Annotated in this window: 8 protein-coding genes; all 8 read left to right on the top strand. The window is 45.2% G+C overall.

From position 1 onward, the window contains the following. The first annotated feature begins 158 nt into the window (after positions 1–158). Complete coding sequence (locus tag CEF13_RS22335) at positions 159–1121, top strand: acetylxylan esterase (protein ID WP_102714137.1); 963 nt, start codon at positions 159–161, stop codon at positions 1119–1121. Positions 1122–1412: 291 nt separating this feature from the next. After that, a complete protein-coding gene (locus CEF13_RS22330) occupies positions 1413–4337 on the top strand; it encodes a 2-oxoglutarate dehydrogenase E1 component (protein WP_102714135.1) in 2925 nt (974 codons plus the stop codon). 6 nt (positions 4338–4343) lie between these two features. Continuing rightward, complete coding sequence (gene odhB, locus CEF13_RS22325; RefSeq protein ID WP_102714133.1) at positions 4344–5531, top strand: 2-oxoglutarate dehydrogenase complex dihydrolipoyllysine-residue succinyltransferase; 1188 nt, start codon at positions 4344–4346, stop codon at positions 5529–5531. 214 nt (positions 5532–5745) lie between these two features. Further along, the gene (locus tag CEF13_RS22320) at positions 5746–7548 is read left to right on the top strand and encodes a cache domain-containing sensor histidine kinase (protein WP_102714131.1); all 1803 of its coding nucleotides are present in this window, start codon (positions 5746–5748) and stop codon (positions 7546–7548) included. After that, positions 7541–8830: a response regulator gene (locus tag CEF13_RS22315; protein ID WP_102714129.1), complete on the top strand. Its 1290-nt coding sequence runs from the start codon at positions 7541–7543 to the stop codon at positions 8828–8830. Before CEF13_RS22320 ends, CEF13_RS22315 begins: the two co-directional genes overlap by 8 nt. A gap of 158 nt (positions 8831–8988) precedes the next feature. Next, complete coding sequence (locus CEF13_RS22310; protein ID WP_102714127.1) at positions 8989–10416, top strand: ABC transporter substrate-binding protein; 1428 nt, start codon at positions 8989–8991, stop codon at positions 10414–10416. Between the two features lie 101 nt (positions 10417–10517). Beyond that, a complete protein-coding gene (locus CEF13_RS22305; RefSeq protein WP_102714125.1) occupies positions 10518–11420 on the top strand; it encodes a carbohydrate ABC transporter permease in 903 nt (300 codons plus the stop codon). After that, positions 11420–12295, top strand: coding sequence for a carbohydrate ABC transporter permease (locus CEF13_RS22300; protein WP_102714123.1), 876 nt, complete (start codon positions 11420–11422; stop codon positions 12293–12295). Before CEF13_RS22305 ends, CEF13_RS22300 begins: the two co-directional genes overlap by 1 nt. Positions 12296–12318: the final 23 nt, after the last annotated feature.

The following is a 12318-nucleotide window of genomic DNA, read 5'->3' as shown; positions in this document are numbered from 1 at the left end:
GGACTGTTGCAGTCGTACAAGAATAGCCTTTTTTGACGGATTGTACAAAGAAAATGCAGCATAACAGCAGAAAATGATGAAAAGAAATAGAAAGCGTATACAAGAAATGGTGAACACTGTCGATGTAATGAATATATACATGAAAGGGGTATAATATAATGCATGCAATAGACCGACGAAAAAATGAATTAGAAGTATGCAATCCACCCGCAACGATAAGTGCGGATAGACTGGATCAATACTGGACGAGAATTTTGGAAAGCTATGACAATAAACCTCTTGATATAAGCAGTGAGAGAGAGGAATCCCCATTTCCAGCCGTTCGAGCAGAAAGAATAACATACAAGGGAAGTGACGAGACGCCGATTCATGGCTTATATCTCGTACCGGAGCTGCAAGAAGGCGGGAAACGGCTTCCTTGTATCGTTATTTATCAAGGTTATACGGGTGACAAAGGGTATGCGGAGCGGTATGCAGCGTGGCTGCTGCTTGGTTATGCCGTCCTGGCAGTTGATGTAAGGGGCCAAGGCGGAGAAACAGGCAGTATGTTAACAACGGCGTCTGGTTCAGCTAAGGGCTGGGTATCCCAAGGCATTATGGATAAAGAAAACAGTTATTATCATGCTGTTATTATGGATGCAATCAGAGCAGTAGATGTTGCGGTTATGCAGCGAGAAATTGATTCCTCACGAATCGCTGTCATGGGTGGAAGCCAAGGCGGAGGACTTGCTTTGCTATGTGCGGCTCTTAATCCTAAGGTTTGTGCTGTAGTTGCCGATATACCTAATATGTGTCATCTGGATTATGGCATTATGAATTCTACGGGCTCGTTGACAGAAATAGCCCAATATTTGAAACGGTATCCCGAGAAGCTGAGTGAGGTCCTCGATTCACTTGCTCATTTCGATCTTATTAATTTGGCAGAACGCATTAAGGCGCCTGTCCTGATGTCTGTGGGATGGAAGGACACAGTCTGTCTACCGGAGACGGTCTACGCCGTTTATAACCGAATTCGTTCGGATAAGCAAATCAATGATTATCCGTTCTCGGGACATGAGGTAAGCGAGTATCAAACGAGAGCAGCTATTGAATTTTTGAAAAAAATATTTAATCGTGATTAAAAAGCATCATTAGCAAGCAATCGATGCTTGAAATGGATGATATCGATGCTAATAAGGTTATGGAAGGCAAGCGTAGTATGTACTAAAATATAACTATGTAACACGGCTGCGTTTAATATGGCGTAGGCGTGCTGCTTCCCATGAGTTTGAAGCTTCACGGTATTAGCGCTTTTGAATGAATCGATAAGGTTGAATGACAAATTGAAAGTGCAAGACGACGGGCATGTATGGTGAGCTTCGTCTTAGAAAATAATAGGATGGCTATGAATAGAGAGGGTGGAATTTTCTGCAATGAGCATCCATGATGAGCGTAATCATTCGCCTTGGCAAAGCTACTACGGTCCCAATCTAGGATATGTGCAGGAGCAATATGAACGGTTTCTGACTGATCAAGCTTCTGTTGAAGTATCGCTTCGCGAGCTTTTTGTTCGCTTTGGAGCGCCGCCTTCCGTATCGCTGGGAGCAACTTCCGGCCCTGTGGCTAAACCGAGCGCGCAACAAGCTGCTGCCGCTGCGCCAGCAGTTGCAGTATCTGGAGAAATTGATGCAAATATGTTGAAGAAGGTTGTGGCTGCGCATCAGCTTATGCTGAACATACGCAGATACGGCCATTTAGCTGCGGATATTGATCCGCTTGGATTAAGCCCTGCGGCTGATACGAAGCTGCTGGAACCAGAAACCTTTGGCCTTACACAGGCGGATTTGACAGCCATTCCGGCATCGCTTATTTGGGATAATGCGCCGGCATCGATTGTAAACGGCTGGGACGCTATTACGCGTCTGAGAGAAATTTATTCCCGCTCAGCGGCTTATGAATTCACACATATTCATGACGAGAACGAACGCAATTGGCTTCACAAGCAAGCAGAATCAGGCTCATTCCCTGCTCCATTATCGCCAAGAGAGCGCTCCGCTCTGCTTGAACGTCTAATGGAGGTTGAATATTTCGAGAACTTCCTGCACCGTACATTCGTAGGCCAGAAGCGCTTCTCCATTGAGGGCGTTGACATGCTTGTACCGGTACTGGATGAAATCGTACGCGCTGTTGCACATGACGGAGCGCACAATATCCTTATGGGTATGGCGCATCGCGGACGTTTGAACGTATTGACGCATGTTCTTGGAAAGCCTTATGAGAAGATATTCTCTGAGTTCCACCATGCGCCTAACAAAGAACATATACCATCTGAAGGCTCAATGGGTATTAACCATGGCTGGACTGGTGACGTGAAATATCACCTTGGAGCGGATCGTGCATTTAAGGACGGCGAGACTGTTCGCGCTAGAATTACTTTGGCGAACAATCCGAGCCACCTTGAGTTTGTCAATCCGGTTGTTGAAGGCTTTACGCGTGCTGCTCAAGAGGATCGGAGCAAGCGCGGCATGCCGGAACAAGACGTGACGAAGGCAGTTACCATCTGTATTCACGGCGACGCAGCTTTCATTGGTGAAGGCATTGTGGCGGAAACGCTCAATTTCAATAAGCTGCAAGGTTATCGCAACGGTGGTACGCTTCATATTATTGCGAACAATCGCTTAGGCTTTACGACGAACAGCGTAGATTCTCGTTCGACGCATTATGCCAGTGATCTTGCCAAAGGCTTCGACATTCCGATCGTGCACGTTAATGCGGATGAGCCGGAAGCATGCTTGGCAGCAGTTCGCCTAGCTTGCGAATACCGACTCCGCTATAATAAAGGATTTGTTATTGATTTGATTGGCTACCGCCGTTTCGGTCATAATGAAATGGATGATCCGGAAGTAACGCAGCCGCTTATGTATGCTAAGGTTCGCAATCATCCAACTGTCAGCGTGCTTTACGGCCAGCAATTGCAGGATGCGAAAGCCATTTCCGAAGCTCAGGTAGAGGAGCTGCGCCAGCGTACGCTTGGCAAGCTTCAAGCCGCTTATGATGCAGTGAAAGCTAATGAAAATCAAGCGAAGTCGCATAATGAGCAGCATGAATCAATTCTTCCTGTAAATGAAGAGATTCGTACGGCTGTGCCAAGCGATATGCTTCGCGAGATTAACTTAGAGCTGCTTAATCGTCCTGAGGGCTTTACGGAATATACGAAGCTGCAGCGCATTCTGCAGCGCAGAGCTACGGCGCTGAATGATGGCGAGAAGGTCGATTGGGCACATGCCGAGGCTCTTGCATTCGCAACGATTCTTGCAGATGGCACGCCTATTCGCCTTAGCGGACAAGATTCGGAGCGCGGAACCTTCGCGCATCGTAATATTGTGCTTAATGATAATGTCAATGCGGCTAAGTTTTCACCGCTTCACATTTTGCCGCAAGCGAAAGCATCCTTTGCCGTTCATAACAGCCCATTGTCTGAAACGGCCGTGCTTGGCTTTGAATATGGCTATAACGTATTTGCACCAGATACATTCGTTATTTGGGAAGCGCAGTACGGGGATTTTGCTAACGTAGCTCAAGTTATTTTTGACCAATTTATTTCGGCTGGACGTGCGAAATGGTCGCAGAAGTCCGGTATAGTCGTGATGCTGCCGCATGGTTATGAAGGCCAAGGACCGGAGCATTCGAGCGCTAGACTTGAACGTTTCCTGCAGCTATCGGCAGACAACAACTGGACGGTTGCGAATCTTACAACGTCCGCACAATATTTCCACTTGCTTCGTAAACAAGCTGCGACGCTTGGCACAGAACAAGTGCGGCCGCTCGTCCTTATGGCGCCGAAGAGCTTGATTCGTAATCCGCGTGTTGCTTCACACGGCGTTGATTTCAGCGAAGGCACCTTCAAGCCTGTTATGCCGCAATTCAGCTTAACAGAATCGAAGGATAAGAAAGATAAAGTGAAACGCTTGCTCCTATGCACAGGCAAGGTTGCCATCGATATTGAAGAGGCGCTTGCTTCCTTGAATGCAGAAGATTTCGAATGGCTTCGCGTTGCAAGAGTTGAGCAGCTTTATCCATTCCCGCATGCGGAGATTGAGCGTATCGTGAAGCAATTCGACAAGCTGGAAGAAATCGTTTGGGTACAAGAAGAGCCGCAAAACATGGGCTCATGGAGCTTCATGGAGCCTCGTATTCGTGCATTGGCGCCTAAGAAGGCGGCTGTGCGCTATGTAGGCCGTCCGGACCGCTCCAGTACAGCAAGCGGACATCAAGAAGTACATGCAGCAGAGCAAAAGTGGATTATTTCAACAGCTTTAAACGGAAAGCCTGTTGAAACAAGTTTGATAAGGGGGTAGTGACTAATGGCTGAAATTATAGTACCAGAGTTAGGCGAGTCCATATCAGAAGGAACGATTACGAAATGGTTTGTGAAGGAAGGCGACTCCGTCAATCAAGGAGATGTCCTGCTGGAGCTAGAAACGGATAAAGTTAACATTGAAATTAGTGCGGACAATAGCGGAGTTGTTTCCCGTATTGCGAAACAAGATGGAGATGTTGTGCTTGTAGGCGAAGCAATTGGCTCGATCGGAGAAGCAGCAGGCGGCGCGTCCGCACCTGCTGCTCCAGCTGCTAAAGCAACTGCTGCTCCAGCAGCTCCAGCAGCAGCAGCACCATCTGCGCCAGTTAGTGAAGGGGTAATCAACGCCTCGCCAGCCGCTCGCAAACGTGCTCGCGAGCAAGGCATTGATTTAACACAGCCACAAGCCGGACAAGCGCCAGCAGTAGCTACGCCTGTATCTTCTGCGCCGCTTTCACAAGCTGCTCCAGCTGCCGTAAGCAAGGATGTAAAACCAACTGAGCGGAAACGGATGTCTCGCCGCCGGGTTACGATTGCAAATCGTCTTGTTGAAGCACAACGTACTGCAGCAATGCTGACTACGTTCAATGAAGTCGACATGACTGCGATTCTTGATTTGCGCAAACGCCGCAAGCAAGCTTTCTTCGAGAAAAACGATGTGAATCTAGGATTCATGTCCTTCTTCACGAAAGCAGTTGTTGGCGCGCTTAAAGCATTCCCGCTGCTTAATGCGGAAATTGATGGTGAAGAAATCGTCACCAAGAAATTCTATGATATCGGTATTGCCGTATCTGCGAAGGAAGGTCTTGTCGTTCCTGTCGTACGCGACGCGGATCGTATGAGCTTTGCTGAAATCGAGAAGAGCATTGTAGATCTAGCTGGCAAAGCAAGATCGAACACGTTGTCAATCGCTGATCTTCAAGGCGGCAGCTTCACGATTACAAACGGCGGTGTATTTGGCTCCTTGCTATCGACTCCTATCCTTAATGCACCTCAGGTCGGTATTCTCGGTATGCACAAAATTCAAATTCGCCCGGTAGCCATTGATGATGTTCGTATGGAGAACCGTCCGATGATGTACCTTGCCCTTTCCTACGATCACCGTATCGTAGACGGAAGCGAAGCGGTTCGTTTCCTTGTAACCGTCAAAACGTTATTGGAAGATCCGGAATCACTTCTTCTTGAAGGCTAATTCATAAATATAACCATTGGGACTGTTATTAAAGTAGACTATTCTACTTTAATGGCAGTCCTTTTTTTTATGCCCTTCTCAAGTAATTGAAAATTAATATCGAAAAATATTCAGTAAATCGATTACAATAAACGTAATATTGCACACGGCAGAATTCTCGTTTTCGGCTACAATTAACGCGTACGAACCAGACGCGAGCGAAAGGACATGTGGAATGAAAGCATTATTCACTAATTTGACCATTCTCCAGCGTTTCGTGGCGCTGTTTATTTTGCTAGTCGTTATTCCTGTTATTTTCATGGACTGGATTGTTTCGCGTAATGTCGCTGAAATTACCGAGCGGCAGGTTGGATCAGCTCTTGTGAAATGGGTGGAATCCAGCCATGTGACGATTGACCGGACGATTATGCATATGGAAGATACGATGAATCAAATTATGTTGACGACGGAAATTCAGCAAATGCTCGATATACCGACCAGCTCCTCGTATGAGAGGGTACGTCGTTTTACCAAATTAGATGACATGCTGCTTAAACAAGCATCGTCTAGAGTTGCATATTCATTCTTTATGCCAGATACCGAAAGTCTCTACTCGTTTGTGCCAACTCTAGACATACAGACAAAAGGCATTTATTATTCAACACATTTAGATGCTCTTCCCTGGTATAAGAACGCTTACAAAGCGCAGGGGCGAGGGGTGCTCAGCGTTATCCATCAATTCGGAGATAATCCCACAGATATTGAGACACTTGTTATGGTGAAGCAAATGAACAGTATATCCAACGGAAGGACACCGGCAGCCGGCTATTTAATTGCTTCTGGTCTGGAAAAGGTGCTGGCAAGCGATTTAGATCCAGTCAATGTGGCGAAGGACGGTGAGCTGCTCATATTAGATAGTAATAATATGGTTATTTCAACAACAAGCAGCTTTCGAATAGGGCATATTTTTGAGCTGCCAGACTATATCTCAAGCTCTGCCAAAGGCTTTTATTCGATAACTGCGGGTGGAGAAAGATGGCTGTATGCCATTCATCAAAGCAAGGAAAGTGGCACCAAGTTGTTATATAAGACACCAATGGAATCCATTCTTGGTGATCACGCTGTCATTCAACAGCTTGTATATTATTCCATGATGGGCTACTTTTTATTATTGCTTCTATTAGGAACCTACTTTATGCGCTCGATTATTCGTCCGATCTCTCGCCTTGCAAGACATACGCGTTCTTATGAGCCGGGCAAGCCGCTCGGGCTGGCGCATTATCCTCAGCGTACAAAGGATGAGCTTGAGATTTTAAACAATAATTTTATGGATATGACAGCAAGGCTGAACGATACTATTCGCGACAAATATGTACTTGAAATTAAACAAAAGGAAGCAGAGCTAGCCATTCTTCATTCACAAATCAATCCGCATTTGCTCTATAACACATTGGAATCTATCAATTGGCGAATGACTCAGGAGGGGAATGAGGAGTCGGCAGAGATGGTCAGAGATCTGTCGCTCATTATGCGGATCGGGCTTAGCCGTGGTAAAACACTCATAACTATTGATGAGGAGCTGATGCATGCGGAAGCGTATATCAGGCTGCAGCTTAAACGATATGAATATGATTTTAAGGTGAACTGGTTGATTCAAGAGGAAGCAAGAAAATGCTTTATACCGAAGGTTGTCCTGCAGCCGCTCATTGAGAATGCAATCGTTCACGGTGTTAAACGAATGGACAGCGACGGGGAACTGACCATTTCCGTGAAAATCGTTATAGACACGATCATCATAGCGGTTGAAGACAACGGTTATCGGATTAAAGATGTCAGACCCATTATGGACATCATGGAAGGTAAAAATAAAAATGCTGGATACGGCATACGTAACGTACATAAGCGATTACAGCTTCATTTCGGCGAGCAATACGGTCTTGCCTATAGCTTGCGAGAGGAAGGTGGCGTTCGCGCACAGCTAACAATACCGTTCACGCAATCGCTAGAAGACAACGGCGGGGGGAACGAGCATGTATAACATATTGATTGTTGACGATGAACCGATGATTTGCAAAGGGATTAGTTTGATCTTGAGACAATCGGGCATTGAGATTGGCGAGCTTTACACCGCGGAAAACGGCTTTGAGGCGCTTGATTATTTTCGGCTGGAGAAGGTTGATTTGGTTATTACTGATATTCAGATGGACAATATGAACGGAATTGAGCTGATGGAAACGATTTTTGTTGAGAATAGCACGATACCCGTCATCGTGCTTTCAGCACACGGCGAGTTTGAATATGCACAAAAGGCGATGAAATTTGGCGCAAAGGAATATATCGTAAAGCCAGTCGTTCCGCATCATCTCATCCAAATCGTAGGAGGCTTGCTGAAGCATAAGGAAAGCGAAATTCGGCTGGCATCAGAAGCAGCGTTTAACCGCAGGTTTTATTTGGAAGAAACAAATCCGAAGCAGCATATGCTGCTGAACGAGCTGGTTACCGAAGGGCTTGATGCCCTGGAGATAGAAGCGTTATTCCAATCCTTGGGCTTTCGGATGGAGGGGCCGTATTTCAGCTTGTTTACGATTCAACTGCATCTGAAGAAAGCGGGAAAAACAGATGGAGACATACAATCGCTGCGCGATCGCAATCTGCTTAAATATGCTTGTTACAATGTCGTCGAAGAGACGATCAGCAGCTGGGATAAGCTGTTGTTTTATTCGCCGAACGGTTCTCTTACCGTTGTGCTTCAGCTATCGGCGAAGGAGTTGGACAGCTCCATCAAGAGCAGCTCGCTCACGACCATAGGCCATCAGCTTCACACGCATTTGCTGGAATACTTGAATGTCCAAAGTACGATTGGCATTAGCACAATCAGAGAAGGGCTGTTCAGCTGGACCGATCTATATAAGGAAGCAGCTGCGGCTTTGAGGATGACAGAAATTCACCATGACCATCATGTATTTCTGGCAGAGGATGTTTCCGACAAGCAGACGACCGAAGATCATAACGCGGATATTCAAGAGGCGAGACATTATATAGACATGCATTTTAGCACAAAAGGGTTGAAGCTGCAGGATATCGCCGATGCTGTTCATCTCAGTCCTAATTATTTGAGTTATTTATTCAAGAAGGTGCTCCATATTACGATTTGGGATTACTTAACCAAGCAGCGGATGGAAGAGGGCAAACGTCTGCTGCTGACAACGGATAAGCGAAGATATGAAATTGCCGATGAGATCGGCTATGAGTCGCCGGAGCATTTCAGCAAAATGTTCAAAAAGTATTTCGGTTATAACTTATCAGAAATCAAAAAATAATCGTTCTGCTCGTGTCCCTACGCGAGCAGATTTTTCATTCCGACAATCATAACAGGACACATCGTAACCGTAATAAAGACCATCGTATACATAGGCACTGCTATCCTATAATGAGGGTGCAAGGGATAAATAACCAATTTGAGAGGGGAACCATCACGATGAGAATCAGGGGAATCGTAATCAGCATGCTCGTACTGATGATCGTACTGGCAGGCTGCAGCGGCAGTAAAAACGTAAACACAAATGCTGGAAAAGCAACGAATGCTCCCACAAACAAAGCAATAGATCAACCAGCAACAGAAAAACCAGCAGAGCCGGTAGAAATTACAGTTCAAGGACAACCGCCGGATAGAACGGAAGCGATTGAGCAGTTGAATTTGAAAATTGAGCGTTTCAAAAAGGCACATCCTAACGTTACAATTAAAACAGACGATTGGCAATACAATCCAAATGAAATTGGCATTAAAATGGCAGCAAATAACGCACCAACTGAGTTTAATGCTTATTTAACAGAAGGACGCGTACTAGCTGAGAAGGGCTGGGCGGCTGATGTTACGAGTTTAATTGAAAATTGGAAAAACAAAGATGACCTAAACCCAATTATGACAAGTCCGTTTTCTGTTGACGGCAAAATTTATGGCATACCAGTAGATGCATATGTCATGACGATCACACTGAATAAGAAAATTTTTGAAGAAAAGGGCGTTCCGCTCCCATCGCTTGACTGGACTTGGGATGAGCTGATTGAAACGGCGAAGCAAGTGAATGATCCAGCTAAAGGTATAGCTGGCTTTATCCCAATGGGCAAGGGCACAGAAGCAGGCTGGAACTGGACGAACTTCTTGTTTGCAGCTGGCGGTGATATCCAAACCGTTGAGAACGGCAAACTTAAAGCACAATTCAACAATGAAGCTGGCTTGAAAGCTTTGGAATTTTACAAACAGTTGAAAGATGCTGATGTACTTCCGAAAAACTGGGCTCTAGGTTATGGGGATGCTCTTAACCTGTTCAACCAAGGCCGGGGTGCGATGGTAATGTGCGGAAGCGGCAACGCAGCGGATGCAGCAATCAACACTGGCGGAATTAGCAAAGACGATGTTGTTATTTATCCTATTCCTTCGGTCACTAAAGGCGCCAAGCATACGGGCGTATTAGGCGGCAGCTTTAAAGTTATTAACCCTAAAGCAAATGAAGCTCAGCAACAAACAGCATTTGAATGGTTGACTTCAGAATATTTCACTGATGATTTCTTGAATGCAATCGATGGTGAAATCACAAGCCGCAAAGCAGAAAATAAAGTATACATTCCGCAAACCATCTTCTACTGGACACCTGAATCTGAATTCGGTCAGAAGTGGACTTCGATGCTTGCTAAGCATGATAATGTGTTCACATATGATCCTGAATTGATGGCTTTGCTTGATGGCAAGCCGGAGCCTCAATATGAAACACAAGCATTTTATGCGGAAATGGCTAATGTTATTCAGAAGGTGTTTACGACAAAAGATGTTGATTTGAAAAAAATACTGGATGAAGCGGCAGCTAAAGTCCAAACCGAGATTTACGACAAAATTACGGTTCAATAATAAGCCGCGATATGACGGGCCCATACCTGTATCCTCGGTATGGGCTTGTTTTTCATCCTATACCATGAGAACGCTTTGTAAACCTTGGAGGGGGAGAGACCATGGCATCACAGATGATGACATCATCGGCAGCTGTTAAGAAAAAACGCAATTGGAACCTCTATATGTGGGGTACTTTGTTTGTACTTCCTGAAATTATCGTTTCCATCCTTTTTCTTTGGATTCCTATCATTAAGGGAGTCCTGTTCAGCTTTCAAGAGGTGGATTTCGTTAAAGGGAATGTTTATGTTGGACTACGAAATTACATTGATATTACAAGTTCGAGTGATTTCTATATCGCGATAAAAAATACGTTGTATTATATGGGTTTGTGCGTTGTAATCGGCTTCTGGGTACCGGCGGCGGTTGCCATTGCTGTATCGGAGCTAAGGAGATTTCAAGGCTTGGCGCGAGTAGCGGGCTATATGCCGAGCATAATTCCTGCTATCGTATTATACGGGATGTGGGTTTGGTTTTATGATCCAATCGGACCAATTAATGCATTCCTTACAGGAATCGGGTTACCTGCAGCTGATTTTTTCACCAAAGGCATGTCCATGATCTCGATCGTGATTATGGAAACGTGGCAGAACTTTGGAGGTGCGGTGCTCATTTATTTGGCTTCCGTAGTTGGTATACCAAAGGATCTTTACGAAGCAGCAGAAATTGACGGCGCGAGCGTATGGCAGAGAATAAAGTTTATTACGCTGCCTCATATTCGTTCCTTGTTATTGCTAATGTTTCTTCTGCAAATTATTAATACCTCGCAAAGCTTTCAAGCGCAGCTGGCGATGACAGGCGGCGGCCCTGATAACGCAACTCTAACCTACATGCTGCTTATGAACAGGCATGCATTTACGTATTTGAATTTTGGCAGAGCGACTGCAATGGGTACGATGATGTTCGTCGTTATGATGGTGCTCTCCTTCTTCTATCTTAAGATGCAGAAAAGGAGTGAACTTTGATGAAAAATACAGAGCGTTCTATTCTGTCCTCATTCGATTTCAAACGCTGGCAAGTTAAACTTGGCTACAGTGTAATGGTGCTTATCATCACACTTATTATCGTATCCATGCTGTATCCGTTTCTGAATACATTTCTGAGCTCGCTTAAAACGACGGGAGAGTTTTTCGCATTCCCTGCTCCGTTTTTCCCAAAAGATTGGCTATGGCATAACTACATCGAAGCTTGGCATGTTATACCGATGCTGATGTTTCTCAAAAATACATTGATGATCTTTATTGGCACTGTTACTTTCGCGCTAGTTTTTATTGGAATGGCAGCATTCGCCTTATCGCATATGCGTGTTCCTTTCAAAAAGATGGTCGTGCTGTTCTTCTTGTCGACTCTTATGATTCCTTCTGCTACGTATCTGATTCCGAACTTTCTTAATTTGCAAAGCTTGGGACTGCTAAATAGCTATTGGGCATTTTGGCTTCCTGCTGGAGCGAATGCTTTTTATCTTTTGCTGATGAAAAACTTTTTTGACGGCCTTCATAAGGAGCTGTTTGAAGCAGCACGGATAGATGGGGCCGGCGAATTTCTTTGCTTCTTTCGAATTGCCATTCCATTATCGGTTCCGATTCTAATGACGCTCGTCATCTTCTATTTCTCCAGCACATGGAATGAGTTTTATTGGTCGTCACTTGTCATGCTGGAGAAAGACATGTATCCTCTGGCAACGGGAATATTCCGTTATGTCGTTTATTCTGGTTCGACTATTCAATGGAATGTGAAGTTTGCGGTTCTTTCGATGACGATGGTTCCGCCGCTTGTATTCTTTCTTATTTTCCAGCGGTACATTATCGGAGGACTAAATGTTGCCGGGGTTAAGGGTTAGGCATTTCTTAAAGTCAATATCTA

Origin of the sequence: Paenibacillus castaneae (assembly GCF_002884445.1) — a bacterium.
GTDB classification, from domain to species: domain Bacteria; phylum Bacillota; class Bacilli; order Paenibacillales; family Paenibacillaceae; genus Pristimantibacillus; species Pristimantibacillus castaneae.
This window is presented reverse-complemented; position numbering and strand designations above follow the sequence as displayed.